The sequence below is a fragment of the Agrobacterium sp. MS2 genome (genome assembly GCF_003261015.1).
GTDB lineage: Bacteria > Pseudomonadota > Alphaproteobacteria > Rhizobiales > Rhizobiaceae > Agrobacterium > Agrobacterium pusense.
On record NZ_QLNF01000025.1, the window covers coordinates 35,029 to 53,743 of the forward strand.

The window sequence follows — 18,715 nt, forward strand, 5'->3', positions numbered from 1 at the left end:
AATTGATACATCATTGATTTACATATTTCTTGATGTTATGCAAGAACAACGAGAGCGGCCCTGAGGAGGAATTGCATGACCGTCGTACCCGTTACATCCGCTGATCTCGATGCTGCCGAGGTCTCCTGGTTTTCCGCTTTGTGTTCCGATGATTACGCCTATCTCGGCGTGCCGGATGGAAGCCTGCGTTCCAGCTTCGAACATTGCTCGGATATCGTCAAAAAAGCCGAGGAACTTGGTTTCCGCAACATTCTCTGCCCGTCGTCCTATCAGGTGGGGCAGGATACGCTGAGCTTTGTCGCCGGCTGTGCGCCGATCAGCGACCGTATCAATTTCCTTGCCGCTATCCGCTGTGGCGAAATGCAGCCGATCATGCTGGCGCGTACGGTTGCCACGCTCGACCACATGCTGAAAGGCCGCCTGACCCTCAATGTCATCAGCTCGGACTTCCCGGGCGAAGTCGCCGACAGCGCCTTTCGTTACAAGCGCAGCCACGAGGTCGTCGAGATTTTGCGGCAGGCCTGGACCCGTGACACCATCGACCACGACGGCGAAATCTACCAGTTCAAGGGCGTATCGACCGAGCCGGCGAGACCCTACCAGCAGAATGGCGGCCCGCTTCTTTATTTCGGCGGTTATTCTCCAGATGCCCTTGAGCTCTGTGGCGCACAATGCGACGTCTATCTGATGTGGCCGGAGACGAAGGAACAGCTGGCGGACCGCATGCGCGCCGCCAACGAGCGCGCTTCCGCCCATGGCCGCACGCTGGATTATGGTCTGCGCGTCCATATGGTGGTGCGCGATACTGAAAAGGAAGCCCGCGAATATGCCGAACATCTGGTCTCCAAGCTCGATGATGAATACGGCCAGCTGATCCGCAACCGCGCCCACGACAGCGGTTCACTCGGCGTGTCGCATCAGGCACGGGCCCGTGAACTCGCTGACAAGTTCGGTTATGTCGAACCCAATCTGTGGACCGGCATCGGCCGGGCGCGCTCCGGCTGCGGTGCAGCACTTGTCGGCTCGACGGATCAGGTTCTTTCGGCGCTGGAGGACTACCAGAAGATGGGTATCCGCGCCTTCATCCTGTCCGGTTATCCGCATCTCGACGAGGCGGAACATTTCGGCACCAAGGTGTTGCCGCAGATGAAAACCTGCTCCCTGCCGCATGCCTATGGCCGGGTGCCTTCTGAAACGCCAGCGACGCCGCTCGGCAACGGGGAACGCCACTGATGGAACGTATTGCTCTTTCTGACACACTCGAACTCAGCCGCATCGTTTACGGCATGTGGCGCATTGGTGACGATGCAGACACCTCGCCGGCGCATGTACAGGCGAAGATCGAGGCCTGCCTCGCACAGGGCATCACAACCATGGATCAGGCCGATATCTATGGTGGATACACGGCAGAAGCCATTCTTGGCGCCGGATTGAAAGCCGCGCCAGGACTGCGCGACAAAATCGAAATCGTCACCAAATGCGGCATCGTCGCCCCGGCCGGCCGACATGCTGCCGCCCGCGTCAAGCATTACGACACGACCGCGGTCCACATTAACGCGTCGGTGGAAGCGTCGCTGCGCGACATGGGAACGGATCACGTCGATCTGCTGCTCATTCACCGCCCCGACCCGCTGATTGACGCGGAAGAAACCGGCAAGGCACTTGATGCCTTGGTGGCGTCGGGCAAGGTCAAGGCGGTTGGCGTCTCCAATTTCCGCCCGTGGGATTTTTCGCTGCTGCAATCGGCCATGAGCAACCGGCTGGTGACGAACCAGATCGAAATGAGCCTGCTTGCCACCGATTCCTTCACGAATGGCGATCTCGCCTACCTGCAGGAAAAGCGCATTTCGCCCATGGCTTGGTCGCCGCTCGGTGGCGGTTCGCTGTTCTCCGGCGCGCATGGCGGCACCATGTCTGCCCTGCAGCGCGTCGGCAAGGAACAGGGCGTCGACGCGACGGCCGTCGCGATCGCCTGGCTGCTGCGCCATCCGGCAAAGATCGTGCCCGTGCTTGGGACCAACAATCTCGAACGCATCAAAACCGCTGCCGATGCGCTTCGCGTAACGATGGACCGCCAGACATGGTTTGAACTCTACACCCTTGCGATTGGAAAAGAGGTGGCGTGATGACAGTTGCAGAGGCGATCAAGATGCCCAATGAACATGTATTCGTTCCCGGCGGCGAAAACAGCCGCAGCTTTCGCAACGCGCTCGGCGCTTTCACCACCGGTGTTACGGTGGTAACAGCCACGACCCCGGAAGGCCCGATCGGCATGACGGTCAACAGCTTCGCATCCGTCTCGCTCGATCCGCCGCTGGTGCTGTGGTCACCTGCGAAAAGCTCGTCGCGTTATCAGGCCTTCAGCGGCGCGACCCATTTCGCCATTCATGTGCTGAGCGCCGATCAGGACGTGCTGAGCGCCCGCTTCACCCGCAACGGCCGTGCTTTTGATGATCTTGAATGGGAATTGAACGATGAAGGTGTACCGGTCATCCCCGGAACGCTGGCCCGTTTTGAGTGCAGGCAGGCGGCGGCGCATGATGCGGGCGATCACACTATCATCGTCGGCGAGGTGTTGCGCGCTGCCCATCGTGATGGTGATCCGCTGTGCTTTTCGGGTGGAGCCTTCGGACGGTTCGCCCGGCCGTAATCCTGCGATGTCATAAGCGCTTAATGCAAGATATCAGCTGCAGCCGCCCGCTTTTCACGGCACTCATCCAGCGTTCAAAGTAAACCCCTGTCCTCGTGACGTTATAGCTGGCGCTGACTTTCTAAAATGGCTTAATGCACTTGGTTGGGTGAAGAAATGATTCGCCGAATCATGGATATAGTGCGGCGCTCATTAGGGAAGTTTGAATGTCCGGTTGTTTCTGCCTCTTTTTGGATGGGGAAACCTCTCCGGAAAGTATTGCATGCAGGAAAGCTGCCGGGCGCCTTTCGGTGTTCGGCACAGGCTGGTTTTTGTCGATTCTTCTTTCCGTTAGCCTTGGTCAGAGTGCTTGTGCGGAAAACTTGAACTGGACCGGCGCTGGGGGCGGCAGTTGGTCTGCCTCGACGAACTGGGCGCCGTCAGCCCGCGTGCCCGATGCCGGCGATGACGTGTTGATCAACAGCGATGGCCCGGTTGTCGTGACCAACACATCTGCCACGGCCAATTCCGTCACGGTCGGGCAAGTTTCGTCCGGTACTTTGGTTATCAATGGGAGCTTGTTATCAAATTCGCTCAGCCTTGGCGTCGCCGCGGCAATCGGTGGTACCGTCACGTTCTCGGGCGCGACCCTGCAAAACCAGGGTCTCTTATCGGTCGGCGGTAACGGCATCGGTACCCTCTCCCTGTTACATGGCAGCGCGGTCTCGACCGGGACCGTCTACATCGGCGAAGGGGCAACAGGGAACGGTTTCCTGACACTCGACAATTCGTCCAGTCTCGTTACGGCAGGCACGATCTTTGTGGGATACGGCGGCGGGTCCGCGCCCTCCGGCGGCGGAAACGGCGAGCTTAAAATTCTTGCCGGAAGCACGGTAGACAGCCAAAGGGCCATTCTGGGCGAGGGGGCTGGAACCGAAGGTGCCACGCTTATATCGGGCGCCGGCAGCCGCTGGACGGTTGCAGCCGACACCGTCATCGGCAATGCCGGTGTCAGCACACTCACGGTGACGGGCGGCGGAAAACTCCTCAGCGGAACGACAACCGTCATTGCCAATCTTTATTCCGCATCGGGAAGCGAAGTCACTCTTACCCGGCTCGGCTCTTCACTGGAAACCGGTCAATTGATCGTTGGAAATGAGGGCAGTGCTCGCCTGACTGTCGAGGCGGCGGCATCCGCGACCAGCGACAGCGCCATCATCGGACGCCATTCCACCTCCGTTGCGACGGTGACCGGCGACGGATCCACCTGGGTCGCGGGCGATCTTCAGATCGGTGGCGATGTCGCCGACCCCGGCGGGGCTTCCGGTAACGGAACCTTGAATGTGACCGCCGGTGGCAAGGTTAATAGCACCGCCGCCCGGCTCGGCACTGTTGCCGGCGCGACCGGGGCAGTCAATATCGATGGCGAGGGATCGGCCTGGACTGTCGGCAGTGGCGGCCTTGCGATCGGCGATGCCGGCACCGGATCGTTGGCCGTAACGGGTGGCGGCATCGTCGGCAGTCAAGCCGTCGTGCTCGGCAACAGTGCCGCCAGTACCGGCTCCGCCCGGATTTCCGGCGTTGGCAGCACGTTGCGCAGCGAGGGTGACATCATCGTCGGTCGCGGTGGCAACGCCATGATGTCGGTTGAAGCAGGGGGGGGCTGTCGAGAGTAGAAACGGTGTCGTCGCTGCCCTCGGCGGTTCGTCGTCATCGGTCACTGTTACCGGCGGTCGCTCCAGCTGGACGATGACCGGTACCTTGATCGCCGGTTATCAGGACACGGCTTCGGCCGAGGTTACAGCCAGCGCCGGCGGAAATATCCGGGCAGGGGAGGTGGTCCTGGGAGATCTTTCGGGCTCATCGGGAACGATGACCATCATGGGTGCCAGCTCGAATGTAACGGCTTACGTCGATAGCGGGCTTGGGGCTTCCGGCCGCATGACGGTCGGACAATCCGGTTCCGGCGGTTTGACTGTGACGAATGGTGCGTCGCTCAATGCCTATCTGTTTTCCGTGGGTTCTTCGGCGGGGTCTGATGGGGCCGTCCTCGTCAACGGCATCGGCTCGCGCGTCTCCGTTGGCGACACCTTGGTCATCGGCGCTGCGGGGAACGGCAGCGTTGAAGTAACCGGCGGCGCAGCGCTCGCGGCGCCTACCATCCTCATTGCGTCGTCTGCTGGTTCGGCTGGCGTCCTGAATGTCGGCGCAGCTTCCGGACAAACGGCCCGTTCGGCCGGCACCATTGACGCTCAGGCGATCAGCTTTGGAGCCGGCGCTGGCCGGATCGTTTTCAATCACTCGCAGACGGCGTACCTCGTCAAAGCCGATATTTCGGGAGCGGGCAGCGTTGTTGCTGAAAATGGCGTGACGACGCTTGCTGGAAACAACAGCTATTCCGGCGGCACCACGATATCTGGCGGTACCTTGAAGGGAATCGCTGGAAGTTTTGGCTCCGGCGAGATCGCCAATGACGCGGCGCTGGTCGTGGATGGCGCCGGCAGGCTTTCGAATGCGATTCACGGCACGGGCAGTTTCGAAAAGACTGGCGCAGGCAACCTCGAACTCTCGGCCGTCAGCACTTATCTGGGTCCGACGACAGTCTCAGGCGGAAAGCTGAGCGTCAATGGCTCGTTGGCGAGCGCGGTTTCAGTGGTCGACGGCGCGGCGCTCGGCGGTACGGGTACCGTTGCCGGCCTTTCCATCGGTCCGGGCGGGACGCTGGCTCCGGGTAACCCGCTTGGAACGTTGACATCGACAGGCGACGCTACATTCGCTGCGGGCGGCAAGTATGCGGTTGATATAGATACCGCCGGGAATTCCGACAGGCTTGCTGTGAACGGTACCGTAACAATCGCCAATGATGTAACCCTCGTCGTCACGCCGCTGACGAACCGATCTGCTTTCAGTCTGAATACGCGCTACCAGCTACTCACTGCGACGGGTGGCATAACCGGCGCTTTTTCCCGCATCGATGAGAGCTTTGCCTATCTGACCGCTACCATCGCAAAGAGCGACGACACTGGCACCGCTTATCTGTCGTTCAGCCCGGCATCGTCGGCCCCCGGATTTCTTGCCGCGCAAGCGACCACGGCCAATGCGCGAGCCGCGGCCAACGCCGTTGAGGCCCTCGGAGAAAATGCAGCCCTGTATCGGTCTGCCATTTTCCTTCAGGGCGGTGAAACGCAACTGGCATTTTCGCAGCTTTCCGGAGAAATCCACCCCTCGGTTGCCATGACCTTGATCAATCGCAGCAGCCAAACCCGGGACGTCATTCTGGAACGGCTGCGCCGCGCTTTCGACAGCATCGATGCGCGGCCAATCATGCCCGTCGCTTATGCGAAGGACGACAGGGACCTCTTGTTCGAGGAAGTAGGATCGCCGAGCTTCTGGACCAGCGGTTTGGGATCGCGTGGACGTGTTGATGGCGATGGCAATGGCTCATCGGTTGATAGCAAGGGCGGCGGCATTCTGTTCGGACTTGATGGTGAACTCGGGAAAAGTTGGCGCGCTGGTGTGGCGGGCGGTTACAGTCACGAGAGGATCGAGCAGAAGACATTTGCTGCTTCAGCAGAAGTCGACAGTTATTTTGTGGCTGCTTATGCGGGAACGATGATCGGGCCTGCGTCTCTGCGGTTTGGGGCGATCCATGCTTTTCAGGATATGGATACGCGCCGCTCGGTCTCTTTCTCGACACTGAGCGAAAACCTCTCCGCCAGCTATGGCGGCTCGACGTCGCAGGTCTTTGCCGAAGCAGCCTGGCGTTTCGATTTTGATCTGACCCATGTCGAGCCCTATGCCAACATCGCCTACGTAAACAGCCGCACCGGAGATTTTGGCGAAAAAGGCGGGATCGCCGCAGTATCCTCAGCATCGGCACGCTACGATCAGCTTTACACGACGCTCGGTGCGCGCATCACGAGGGATGTCGCGCTGGAAGGCATGCTTGGCCGCGCAATGTTCGATCTCGCCTGGCGTCACAATTATGGCGACACTGACATGAACAGCAGCCTTTTCTACGAAGGCGGCGAAGCGTTTTCGGTCGTGAGCACGAGAGGTTCGCGAGACGCAGCAACACTTAATCTGGGGCTAAGCTACGATCTCACGCCATCGGCTACGTTGACATTCCGTTATGGTGCAGTTTTCGGCGCTGGGCTGCTAGATCAGTCCGCTGCCGCCGAACTTGGGGTTCGCTTTTGATGCAGTGTAAAAAGACGCGTTGCGCAAGTGCCATGGCTGCCACTCTCCTGTTCGTCGCAAGTTCTCTCGACAGCGCAGCTGCGCAGGAGACGTCGCAAGGCGCGGTATCCTTCCACGAAGCCCACGGAAGCTGGCAGCTTGCCTGCGCTGGACCCGAAAATAACGATGAGCCAGATAGAGCGTCTGGCGCGACGCAGGAAATCAAGCGGGCATGCGCGATAGCTCAGGTCCAATTGGAGGAAAAGACCCGCAAACTCGCCATTTCCGTGGAGTTCCGGCTCGCCGGTGAAAAAGCACCGGGGAAACTTGCGGGCACGATGGTTCTGCCCTTCGGTCTAGCCGTGACCAAGCTCTTTTCCGTCAAATCGGGAAATATGCGCTTGCAGGAGGTGCAGGTCAGCACTTGCTTACCGGTTGGCTGCGTTGTTTCCTTCTCGCCCTTTGTCGAGCTGGTCTCGGCGCTGAAGGCGGAACAGACACTGACGATAGAGGCACCCGATCTGCAGGGTCGCATTGTCTCGTTCCAGCTGCAGGGCAAAGGGTTTCCGGAGGCGTTGAAACGCCTTGAGGAAGTGCGTTAGGCCGCTACGGAATCCGGCTCAGGTTTCGCGCCCTGTTCCTGCTTTTGCGCATGGGGCTCGATCCTGCGGGAGAGAAGCCCTGTCAGGAAGCGGCCGAGGCGGTCCATTTCCACGAAGATGACAGGCGTGATGAACAATGTCAGCAATTGCGAGACGATGAGACCACCGACCACCGCGATGCCGAGCGGTTGGCGCAGTTCTGAACTGGCGCCCGAGCCGAGGGCGATGGGAAGGGCGCCAAGCAATGCGCAGAATGTTGTCATCATGATCGGGCGGAACCGGCGCACGCAGGCTTCGTGAATGGCGGTTGCGGGTGGTTCCGCTTTTTCGCGCATCAGTTCCACCGCCACGTCGATCATCATGATCGCGTTTTTCTTGACGATGCCGATAAGCATCAATAGCCCGATCAGGGCGATGATGGAGAAATCCATGCCCATAACCTTCGGCGCCACAAGGGCGCCGAAGGCCGCTGCCGGCAGACCGGAAAGAATGGTCAGCGGGTGGATGAAGCTCTCATAGAGAACGCCGAGAACGACATAGATGGTGAGCACCGCCGCCAGAATGAGGATTCCGGTGTTCCCCTGGCTCTGCTGGAAGATTGCCGCCGTGCCGCCATAGCTGGTGAAGACATCCTGCGGCAGGCCTATCGTGGTCTTGAGCTGGTCGATCCGGCTTGTGGCGTCGGAGAGTGCCACACCATCCGGCAGGTTGAAGGAGATGGTGGTGGAGACGAGCTGGCCCGTCTGATTGATGGTAACAGGCGCCTGCGTCCGGGTGATAGCAGCGAAGTTGGAAAGCGGCACCAGTACGCCCGTTTTGGCCGAAAGAATATTGATGTCACTCAGGAAATCGTCATTCCACGGCTTCGAGCTGTCGAACTCGACAATGACGTCGTAGCTGTCGCCGGTCGACTGTATCTGTGCGGCGGTGTAACCGCCGAAGGACATTTCCAGTGTCTTGCGCAACTGATCATTGGTAATCCCGAAGGCAGCGGCTTTTTCCGAATCGACCGAAATCGTGGCGGCGATGGCGCCGTTTTGGGCATCCGAGGTGACTGACGTGAAGGTATGGTCGCGGCGCATCGCCTCCATCAGCTTGTTCGACCATTCATTGGTGATATCAGCGTTCAAGCCCTGCACCACGAGCTGATATTGGCTGGCGGAGCTGCGCCCGCCGAAACGCAGGCTCTGCTGCGGGTTGATATAGGTGCGGATGCCCGCGACTTTCGAGCTGGCCTGGCCCAGTTCCGTCAGAACCTGGCTCAGAGGTGCACGCTCCTCCTTGGGCTTCAGTTCGACGAACATCGAGCCGTTGTTCAGCGGATTGCGCGAATTGCCGCCAACGATGGATGTAACGTGGACCACGGCCGGATTCTTGCGGATCTGATCGGCAACCTGCGCCTGGAGATCGCGCATCGCCGTGTAGGAAATATCCTCTCGCGCCTGCGTCGAAACCGAAAGACGGCCGATGTCTTCCTGGGGGAAGAAGCTGGAGGGCAGCACCTCGAATAGATAAAGAGATGCCGCGACCGAGGCGAGAAATGACGCCAAAACAATACGGCGATGGGAAAGGCACCAGCTTACGGCGTTTCCATAGGCACGAAGCGTCCGCTCGAAGCCGGCATCGAACCAGCGGATGATCGCCGGTGGCCGGGAGGAGTGGCCGGAAAGGCGCGAGGCGAGCATTGGCGTGACCGTCAGCGATACCAGAGCCGAGGCCATGATGGCGAGCGTGACGACCATGCCGAATTCATTAAAGAGCCTGCCGATAACCCCGCCCATCAACAGAATGGGGATGAAGACGGCGACAAGCGAAATCGACATGGAGAGGATGGTGCTGCTGACTTCCGCTGCACCCTGCAGCGCGGCTTCCCGCATCGGCAGCCCCTCTTCGTGCAGACGCAATATGTTTTCCAGCATGACGATGGCATCATCCACCACAAGACCTACTGACAGGGTGAGCCCAAGCAGGGAGATATTGTCGATGCTGTAACCCAGCACATACATCGCGCCGAAAGCCGTGATCAGCGACAACGGCACGGCAAGACCCGGAATGACGGTTGCCGTCAGATGCCCGGTGAAGAGGTAGATCACTGCCACCACCAGCCCGATGGTCAGGAACAGGGTAAACTGAACGTCGGAAATCGCGTCCTTGATCGCGGTCGAGGCGTCGTTCATCACGTTGATGTTGACGGAAGGCGGCAATTGCTGGTGAAGCGCCGGCAGCTTGGCCTTGATGGCGTCCACGACATCGACGGTGTTGGCATCCGGCTGCCGCTGAACGGCGAGAACGATGGCCTGTTCGCCGTCGAACCAGCTGCCCGCATTGGTGTTGTCAATGCTGTCGGTGACGTTGGCGATATCACCGAGGTGAATGGGTGCACCGTTGTTCGTCGATACGACCAGCGAACGGAAGGCGGCTGCGTTCGTGCGCTGGGTATCGGCCTCGATCGTCAGGCGCTGATTATCGTTCTGCAGTGCGCCGACGGGAACCTGATTGTTCGCCTGGGCAATGGCGGTGGTGACCGTATCGACGCCGAGGCCTCTTGCCTGAAGCTGCGCCGGATCCAGCCCAATGCGCACGGCATAGGTCTGCGCACCGTAGATACTCACCTGCGCCACGCCGGAAATGGTGGAAAGGAGCGGGGAGATAATGTTCTCGGCGATTTCATCGACCTTGCTGGTGGGCATTTCCTTGCTGTTGACCGCAAGCAAGAGTACCGGGGCATCGGCCGGGTTCGTTTTGCGATAGCTGGGCGTCGTTGTCATATTGCTCGGCAACTGCCGTTGCGCGCGGGAAATTGCGGCCTGCACGTCGGCAGCGGCCGCGTCGATATCGCGGTTGAGATCGAACTGAAGCACGATCGAGCTGTTGCCAAGCGTATTGGTGGCGCTGATCTCGCTGACGCCGGGAATTGTCTCGAACTGCTTGACCAGTGGCGTGGTGACCGAGGTGGCCATGGTTTGCGGGGAGGCGCCGGAGAGTGATGACGACACATTGATCGTCGGAAAATCCACCTTCGGCAAGGCCGCGACCGGGAGTAAACGGAAACCGGCAAGGCCTGCCAGAACGAGGCCGATGGCGAGAAGCGTGGTGGCGACGGGCCTGTTGATGCAAAAATTCGGGATCATTAGCGGCCAGCCTTTTCCTGCGGAATATTGGCGGCCAGATTGCCTGCCGCCCCGCCCTTGTCGGAAAATTGCTCGATCACGAGCTGGCCGTCGGCGAGTTCCGACTGGCCCTCGACGATGATATGCTCTCCGCCATTAAGGCCGCGCGCAATGGCGGTGAGGTCGCCGTTCGAACGCGCGACCTCAACTGGCGTCATATGAGCATGATGATCACCGTCGACCGTGTAGACAAAATTGCCCTTCGGTCCGGGTCTCACAGCGACCGTCGGTACGACGACCATTTCGTCTTCGGAAACAAAATGCGCGGTGACGTTGACGGACTGACCGGGCCACAAAAGGCCGCGGTCGTTCTTGAACTCTGCCTTTGCCAGCACTGTGCCGGAGGTCTGGTCCACAGTGTTGTCGTAAAAACGCAGTACGCCGCGCATCGCCTCGCCGCCGGTCGCCGCAGGGTCGACATCAACTGCCGTGTCTTTCGCTACGCCTTCGCGCAATTGCGGCAGATAGCGTTGAGAGAGCCGGAAACTGACCGAGATGGGGTCGTATTTCGTGATCGTCACGATATTCACGCCGGCACTAAGGTAAGCCCCCGGGCTGACGCTGATATCACCCAGTCTCCCATCGAAGGGAGCACGGATTTTCATATGTTCCAATGCTACCTGATCGGACGCAAGCGTTGCGCGGTCGGCATCGATCTTGGCGCTGGCGCTGTCCCGCGCCGCTCTGGCCTGATCCAGCACCTGCTGTGACTCGGCGCTCTGCTTGACGAGGTTGGCGGCACGCTGAAAAGCGGCTTCAGTCTGTTCAAGTGTCGCCTGGTCGGCGGCGATATTCGCCTTGTCCTTGTCGACCGCCGCACGGGCAATTCGATCGTCCATCTTGAGGATCAGATCGCCCGCCTTGATGTGCTGGCCGTCCTTTGCCCCGATTTCGGTGACGAGGCCGGCCTGGAGCGGTGCGATATTGGTGATGTCGGCTGCTACCGCCCACCCTGTTGCCGCCGCGTCCATTGGCAGCGTCGCTTTACTGACCGAAATGGTGCTGACGGTCGGTGGTCCGCCATTGCGCCGCCCGCCGCCCTGCCGTTGCCCCTGTTGTGCGCCTGGCTGGCCATTGCGGGAGGATTGCGGTTTTGCACTTGCAGTCGTTTCTGCGGTTGCGGTCTCCGCCTGCGGTGGAGTGCTGGCAAATTGTTTCAGATAGGGAATTTGATCGAGCGGCAGGCGGTCCTTGAAATACCACGCGCCGGCGGCTGCGATGGCAAGAACGCTGAGGGCGGTCCAGAAACGTTTCATCTGACGGTTCCGCGTAATGAAGGCGATACATGTTTCCCGACATGTGCGGCAAGCTTTGGGAGCAGCTTTCCTCCACAAGACACCCAATACGCTGCGAAATCACCTTAAACTTTTGTAATGGCAATAACCGTGTGCGGGAGCCGTTTGCCCTGCCGTACAGGGGCTGAAGCGGATCGCACTGGCGTGTAACCCGCCATTGCGCATATTCTTCGCGTCGGTTGATACGGGAAAAGGCCGCCTCGTTTCCGGGGTGGCCTTTTGCGCGATGCGATACGCTGGAGGTCAGAAAGCCCGGATGGCGTTGCGGGTGGCCAGCACATCTTCAGCAACATTGCCTGTGGTGGCGGGCACGGAGCCGACGAGATCCAGGAATTTGTAGAGTTCGGTGGCCTGCGAGTTCGTGACATAGATGATGTCGCGATCCTGCATCGGGAATTTCGTGCTGGCAAAGAAGGTCGAGGGATCGCGCAGATTGGCACGGAAAATGACCGGAACGTCCTGGCCAGCGAATTTCGACGTGTTGATGCCGAGCTTCACGAGAAGATCGCGCTTGACGATGCGGTAGACGTAGACTTGGGCGGGATCTGCACGGGAGTCGAGCAATCCGCCCGCCTTGCCAAGGGCGTCCGAGAGCTTGAGCTCGGCGTCCTCGAACTCGAAACGGCCGTTGAGGCCGGAAGCGCCGAAGGCGAGATAAGTGCGGCGCTCCCGCTCCACCATGATGGTGTCGCCCGGCACTACATAGATGTTTTCCGAAGGCGTGCTGACAAGGTGATTATAGTTGACGCGGGCCGTTTTCCCGCGCCGAATGAGTGTGACATAGGACTCTATGTTGGGAGCACTCAGGCCTTTCGCGTAAGAGATGACGTCAAGAACGCGATCACCCGCTTCCGACAGCTGCACCTTTGTCGGCTCTTTGACGTCGCCCAGAACCGAGGCCTGTGCGGAGCGGCTGGAAATCTTGGTGATCAGAACCTGCGGCTCGATGGCGCGATTTGCCAGGCGCTCCTCGATTTCACTCTGCACATCCTCGACATTGCGGCCGGTTGCGCGGATCTTGCCGGCATAGGGAACGCTGATATTGCCTTCCCGATCGACCGTCTGGTTGGGGAGGCTTATGAAGTTGCCCGGGCGACTGCCTGCATCGTTTGGAATGAACAGGCCGCCCGCCTGGCTTTCGAAAATCGCAACCTGGACTACGTCGCCGACACCCATCGGCAATGCCGGGACGCCGCCCTTGCCACCACCGAAGCTGCCGAGCAAGGTGGTCGTGGTGGTATCACCGACATAGTTAAGGACGGAGCTGTTGATGTCGATAAGCGCATAATCCACGCCTGCGGTTTTTTTCTTGTCCTTTGATCCGAATTTTACGGAGGCGTTGGATTCGATTGTGGCTGCGTCGGGGCCAGATGCCGCTGTGACAGTGCAGCCTGCCAGAGCCGCAGAGGCGAGCAGAATCGAAACATTCAATAAACGCATTTGGTCCTCAAAATGAATATCGTGCGAAAAGCATAAACGGACACGTATAGGTTTTTAAAAAATGATCACTTCGTAAATAACCCGGTAAAGAAAGTCTCAGCCGGTTTGCATTTGTTCAGAAAGGATAGGATTGAAAAACGTGTTGAACTGCGAAAGTGATATGCAATTTTGGAGCGTAATTCAATTTTATTAAGGTATCTCGGGCTAAATCGTGTGTATTGCTTATGTTATGCAAGACGCACTGTTTTATTTTCGTTGCAATTCAACATTCGTCCGCCCACTATCATCTCTGTGATTGCTGCATTGTGCTAGTGCAGTTTTGTCACGCTTATGCAGTTTTTTCCTTTGTCGACACCATGTAATCAGTTTTGATAGTCAAGTTTCACTTTGCAGGCGATCATGCCCGTTCAGCGAGCGCGAAATTGACGGTGTCGGCGAATTCCCTCAGGAAACGTTCGCGGGAGAAACGGGCGGCATTGTCGATGCAGGCGGTCTTGTCAAAGCGGTCGGAATTGTCGACGAACTCCTGCACAGCGCCGCAGATCGCTTCAGGCGTCTGTTCGCGGAAATAAAGGCCCGTGGGCTGGTTGGAGCCGCCGAGCGGGATGACGGTTTCCAGCACGCCGCCCTTTCCATAAGCGATCACCGGCGTGCCCAGAGCCTGGGATTCGACGGGGACGATGCCGAAGTCGTCTTCCGCCGCAAAGATGAATGCCTTGGCTTCCGCCATGTATCTGTGAAGCTCCTTATTGCCGACAAACCCCAGGATTTCGATATTGGGAGTTGCGATATCGCGAATGCGCTTCATGTCCGGGCCGTCTCCGATGACAACGAGGCGCCTGTCGGGCATTTTTGCGAAGGCTTCGACGATCAGATGCACTTTTTTGTAGGGCACCAGCCGTGATGCCGTGACGAAATAATCGCCCTTGCGATCAGAGGGAGAGAGGTGGGAGGTATCTACCGGGGGATAGATCACCGTGGAATCCCGCCCATAACACTTGCGCACCCGGTTGCGGATGAATTTGGAGTTGACGGTCATCAGGTCGACACCGTTTGCGGTGCGGATGTCCCACATGCGGATATAATGAAGGATGGCGCGGGCGATCCACGAGGCGAAGCCGTGCGTCAGCCGCGTTTCCTTGAGGTATTGATGCTGAAGATCCCACGCGTAACGGATGGGGCTGTGGATATAGGAAACGTGAAACTGGCCCGGCCCGGTGATGACGCCTTTGGCGACCGCATAGCTTGAGGAAATGACGAGATCATAACCGCTCAGATCGAATTGCTCGATGGCGAGCGGCATCAGCGGCAGGTAAGAGCGATATTTCTTCCGGGCGAAGGGCAGCTTCTGGATGAAGGAGGTATTCACCGGGCGGCCGCCGAGAAAGCCGCGATCACGCTCGCTCATGAAATCCACGAGGCAAAAAAGATCTGCCTGAGGATAGATTTCGAGAAGGTTGTGAAGGACCTTTTCAGCCCCACCCCTATCGGTGAGCCAGTCATGGACGATCGCCGTCTTCATAGTTTCCTCAATAATATCAACGTAATAAAAATTTGTAATCCGACCTGGAAATAAGCCGGCAGTATCGAATATCAATCTTGTCTTCACCCGCAAAAGCGCGGCTGCGAAGACGAAACAATGCGAAAATAATATGGACGCAGGGTTATGTCTGTCGGAATCCTGTCCTGCTCCGTCTCTTGAATAGCATCTTGTTCGCAGATGCGAAATATCCCGCTTCCAAATTTCCTGACATCTGCGCCGACCCGGCGTCTGGCGGTGGCTGCCGAAAGCGCGCCGGGCGGGCGGTGCGTACCAAAATGCTTCCCCGTCGGTCTGGTAATCATTCCTCCTCGCTTCAAGGTTATTGACAAGGCGTCGCAGCAAGATATTCTGTTATAAAGATGCATATAACATAATAATGGAACACATAAGAGCTGGGAGCTTGACCATGAGACGTAAAATTGCATTTCTCGCCACCGCCGCGTTGTTGCTTGCACCGGGTTTGATGATGGCCCAGGAAAAGGGCGGCGTGATCAATGTCGCCACCATCGGCGAGCCGCCGACATTGGACCCCATGGCGTCTACCGCCGATCTCGTCGGCATCGTCACACAGCATATTTTCGAAACGCTCTATACTTTCGACAAGGGCTGGAAGGTGACGCCGCTGCTGGCGGAAAGCCTGCCCGAGATCAGCGCAGATGGCAAAACCTACACGATCAAGCTCAGACAGGGCATCAAGTTCCACGACGGCAGCGACATGACGTCTGAAGATGTCGTCGCCTCGCTCGGACGCTGGATGAAGATCGCCTCGCGCGGCAAGCAAGCCGCCGGCTTTATCGAGAATATCTCCGCACCCGACGCCGGTACGGTGGCGATCACCCTCAAGCAGCCCTATGCCCCGCTCACCTCGCTGCTCGCGTTCAACAATTCCGCGGCGATCATCCTGCCGGCCGAAAAGCAGGCGGAGCCGATGGCCGAATTCATCGGCACCGGTCCCTATATGCTTAAGGAACGCAAGGCCGACCAGTATATCCAGCTCGTGCGCTTCGATGGCTACAAGTCCCGCGGCGGCGAAAGCGACGGTTACGGCGGTGCGCGCCATCAATATCTCGATGAAATCCGCTTCGTTCCGGTGCCTGATCCGAACACCCGCGTCGAAGCCGCCGTTTCGGGCCAATACGACTATGTCGATTCCATTCCTGTGGAATCCTTCGAGAAGGTGAAGTCGTCCTCCGCCTCGCAGCCGTTGATGCTGAAGCCCTTCGGCTATCCGGTCTTCGTCTTCAACACCAAGGAGGGACTGTCCTCAAAGCTTGAGGTTCGCAAGGCGGTGACGGAAGCGCTGAACATGGAAGACATGCTCGCGGCGGCTTTCGGCAGCACGGATTTCTACGCGCTCGACGGCGCTTATTATCCCGACAACTTCTCTTGGCATTCAGAAGTAGGTGTCGAGGGCAACTATAATGTCAGCAATCCGGAAGCCGCCGCCGAAAAGCTGAAGGCGGCCGGTTACAATGGTGAGCCGCTGCGCATCCTTACCAGCCGCCAGTATGAGTTCCATTATAAGATGGCGCAGGTTGCTGCAGAATATCTGAAACTGGCCGGTTTCAAGGTGGATATGCAGGTGGTGGATTGGGCGACGCTGACACAGCGCCGCGCTGACCCGAAGCTCTGGGATATTTATATCAGCCACAGCCCGTTCCTGCCGGAACCGGCGCTGATGGGCGCGCTTTCCACGAGCTCGCCGGGCTGGTGGGACACGCCGGCACGCAAGGCTGCGGTTGATGCCTTCACTGCCGAAGTCGATCCGGATAAACGCATCGCTCTCTGGGCCGATGTGCAGAAGACGATCTATGCCGAGCTGCCGCTTCTCAAGATCGGTGACTTCAATGCCGTGGCGGCGAAGTCCAACAAGCTGGAAGGCGTCGATCCCGCTCCGTGGCCGTATTTCTGGAATGCCTCGGTCACAAAATAAAGCCAGGACGGCAATCGGGTGCCGGGCTGCCGGCACCCTTCAGCAGCTTCGCTTCAACTATCTCGCATAAGTGGTCCGCCACTTTTGCGATCAGGAGCTTTTATTCGTGATTCGGTATATCTTCCAGAGACTTGCGGGAATGATCGTGGTGATGTTCCTCGTCGTCACCATCGTTTTCGTCATCCTGCGCGTCACGCCCGGAGACCCGGCCGCCGTGATGCTGGGGCCGGATGCCTCGGCACAGGACATTGCGGAACTGCGCACCCGCCTCGGCCTCGATCAGTCGCTTGGGGTGCAATATGTCTACTATATCGGCCAATTGCTGAAGGGCGATCTCGGCCAGTCGATCTTTCTCAATATGCCTGTCGGATCAGCCCTGCTGGATCGGGCCGAACCGACCTTTTTCCTGACAATCTTTTCACTGCTGATCGCCAGCGTCATCGCTCTCCCGATCGGCATCTATGCCGCTTACCGGCGCGGCTCGTTCGTGGACCAGGCCGCAACGACGGTCGCGATGCTGGCGGCGAGCATTCCGAGCTTCTGGCTCGGCCTCATCCTCATGCAGGTCTTCGCCGTCAGGCTCGATATGTTCCCGGTATCGGGTTATGGCGGGCCGGGGTCGAGTTTCGCCGAGCGCATGTATCATCTGACGTTGCCGGCCATCGCGCTCGGCCTCGTGTCCTCCGCCCTCATTCTGCGCTTCACCCGCGCCTCTATGCTGGATGTCCTCGGTGATGACTATGTCCGCACTGCACGTGCCAAGGGCGTCAAGGAGCGTCGGGTGGTGATGAAACATGCGCTGAAGAATGCGCTTATCCCCATTCTCACCGTGCTTGGCCTCACCGCCGCCGTGCTGATTTCGGGTGCGGTGGTAACGGAGACCGTCTTTGGTTTGCCGGGGGTCGGAAATCTCGTCGTCTCGGCGGTGCTCCGGCGTGATTATCCGGTCATCCAGGGCGCGCTTCTCGTTATCGCCGGGCTCTACGTGCTCATCAATTTTGCAATCGACATGCTTTACCTGCTGGTCGATCCAAGGGTTCGCTACTGATGGCCGATATCGTTTCCACCGTTCCCCCGGCACGCAAGCCGACTGTCCTGTTCATTCGGCGTCTCCTGAAGCGCAAGACAGTCGCCGCCGGCCTGCTCGTGCTGCTTGTCTTCGTGCTGCTTGCGGTTTTCGCGCCGATGATAGCGCCGTACTCGCCCTCAAAACTGTCGATCGTGAACCGCCTGAAGCCGCCGAGCGAACTCTATTGGTTCGGCACCGATGAGTTTGGTCGCGACGTCTTTTCCCGCACCATATACGCCGGAAGACTGTCGCTTCTGGTCGGGGCCGCCGTGGTGGCGCTTTCGGCGCTGATCGGCATCACGCTCGGCCTGCTTGCCGGTTTCTTCCAGAAACTGGACACACCGATCGCGCGGCTGATCGATGCGATGATGGCGTTTCCTGATATTCTGCTGGCGATTGCGCTGGTGGCGGCACTCGGCCCATCGCTGACGACTGTCATCATCGCGCTCGCCGTCGTTTATTCGCCGCGCCTTGCCCGCATCGTGCGCGCCTCGACGCTGGTAATTCGTGAGTTGCCCTATGTGGAGGCGGCAAAGGCGCTCGGCATTTCCACTTTCCACATCATGACGCGGCATGTCCTGCGCAATCTGGTCTCGCCGATCCTCGTGCAATGCACCTTTCTTTTTGCCAGCGCCATGCTGGCGGAGGCCGGCCTGTCGTTTCTGGGACTTGGTGTCAGCCCCGAGATTCCAACGTGGGGAACCATGATTTCCGCCGGCCGCCAATATATCGGACAGGCCGACTGGATGACCTATTTCCCCGGCTTTGCCATCATTCTTTCCGTACTGTCGCTGCAAATGGTTGGCGATGGACTGCGGGACATGCTCGACCCAAGACTGCGAAGGGATTTGTAAT

Annotated in this window: 13 protein-coding genes; 9 read left to right on the forward strand and 4 right to left on the reverse strand. The window is 58.9% G+C overall.

What is annotated here, in order from left to right; genetic code table 11:
- Positions 1-75: 75 nt before the first annotated feature.
- The 6 genes from DOU54_RS10980 (at position 76) to DOU54_RS11000 (ending at position 7,410) form a co-directional block, all read left to right on the forward strand.
- Positions 76-1,233 carry an LLM class flavin-dependent oxidoreductase gene (locus DOU54_RS10980; RefSeq protein WP_113731283.1) on the forward strand — a complete coding sequence of 386 codons (1,158 nt, stop codon included), beginning with the start codon at positions 76-78 and terminating at the stop codon, positions 1,231-1,233.
- A complete protein-coding gene (locus DOU54_RS10985; protein ID WP_112416280.1) occupies positions 1,233-2,126 on the forward strand; it encodes an aldo/keto reductase in 894 nt (297 codons plus the stop codon). Before DOU54_RS10980 ends, DOU54_RS10985 begins: the two co-directional genes overlap by 1 nt.
- On the forward strand, positions 2,126-2,650 hold the full coding sequence (gene smoA, locus DOU54_RS10990; RefSeq protein WP_113731284.1) for an NADH-dependent FMN reductase SmoA: 525 nt from the start codon (positions 2,126-2,128) through the stop codon (positions 2,648-2,650). The genes DOU54_RS10985 and smoA overlap by 1 nt, the downstream gene beginning before the upstream one ends.
- Positions 2,651-3,099: 449 nt before the next feature.
- Positions 3,100-4,305: a hypothetical protein gene (locus tag DOU54_RS28415; protein WP_353505548.1), complete on the forward strand. Its 1,206-nt coding sequence runs from the start codon at positions 3,100-3,102 to the stop codon at positions 4,303-4,305.
- The gene (locus DOU54_RS28420) at positions 4,277-6,829 is read left to right on the forward strand and encodes an autotransporter outer membrane beta-barrel domain-containing protein (protein WP_353505549.1); all 2,553 of its coding nucleotides are present in this window, start codon (positions 4,277-4,279) and stop codon (positions 6,827-6,829) included. The genes DOU54_RS28415 and DOU54_RS28420 overlap by 29 nt, the downstream gene beginning before the upstream one ends.
- Before the next feature lie 32 nt (positions 6,830-6,861).
- Complete coding sequence (locus DOU54_RS11000) at positions 6,862-7,410, forward strand: invasion associated locus B family protein (protein WP_113731285.1); 549 nt, start codon at positions 6,862-6,864, stop codon at positions 7,408-7,410.
- On the opposite strand, the gene DOU54_RS11005 is transcribed toward DOU54_RS11000, so the two are convergent.
- The 4 genes from DOU54_RS11005 to DOU54_RS11020 form a co-directional block, all read right to left on the reverse strand.
- Complete coding sequence (locus DOU54_RS11005; RefSeq protein ID WP_113731286.1) at positions 7,407-10,541, reverse strand: efflux RND transporter permease subunit; 3,135 nt, start codon at positions 10,539-10,541, stop codon at positions 7,407-7,409. The genes DOU54_RS11000 and DOU54_RS11005 overlap by 4 nt on opposite strands.
- Entirely contained in the window at positions 10,541-11,836 is a 1,296-nt protein-coding gene (locus DOU54_RS11010) for an efflux RND transporter periplasmic adaptor subunit (RefSeq protein ID WP_113731287.1), read from the reverse strand. The genes DOU54_RS11005 and DOU54_RS11010 overlap by 1 nt, the downstream gene beginning before the upstream one ends.
- A 282-nt stretch (positions 11,837-12,118) precedes the next feature.
- Positions 12,119-13,315, reverse strand: a complete 1,197-nt coding sequence (locus DOU54_RS11015; protein WP_113731288.1) for a polysaccharide biosynthesis/export family protein — start codon at positions 13,313-13,315, stop codon at positions 12,119-12,121.
- 397 nt (positions 13,316-13,712) lie between these two features.
- Positions 13,713-14,837, reverse strand: coding sequence for a glycosyltransferase family 4 protein (locus tag DOU54_RS11020; RefSeq protein ID WP_113731289.1), 1,125 nt, complete (start codon positions 14,835-14,837; stop codon positions 13,713-13,715).
- Positions 14,838-15,264: 427 nt separating this feature from the next.
- Between DOU54_RS11020 and DOU54_RS11025 the strand changes: the two genes are divergently transcribed.
- The 3 genes from DOU54_RS11025 (at position 15,265) to DOU54_RS11035 (ending at position 18,714) form a co-directional block, all read left to right on the forward strand.
- Positions 15,265-16,791, forward strand: a complete 1,527-nt coding sequence (locus DOU54_RS11025; RefSeq protein ID WP_113731290.1) for an ABC transporter substrate-binding protein — start codon at positions 15,265-15,267, stop codon at positions 16,789-16,791.
- 106 nt (positions 16,792-16,897) lie between these two features.
- Positions 16,898-17,839, forward strand: a complete 942-nt coding sequence (locus DOU54_RS11030; protein WP_004438751.1) for an ABC transporter permease — start codon at positions 16,898-16,900, stop codon at positions 17,837-17,839.
- A complete protein-coding gene (locus DOU54_RS11035; RefSeq protein WP_113731291.1) occupies positions 17,839-18,714 on the forward strand; it encodes an ABC transporter permease in 876 nt (291 codons plus the stop codon). Before DOU54_RS11030 ends, DOU54_RS11035 begins: the two co-directional genes overlap by 1 nt.
- Position 18,715: the final 1 nt, after the last annotated feature.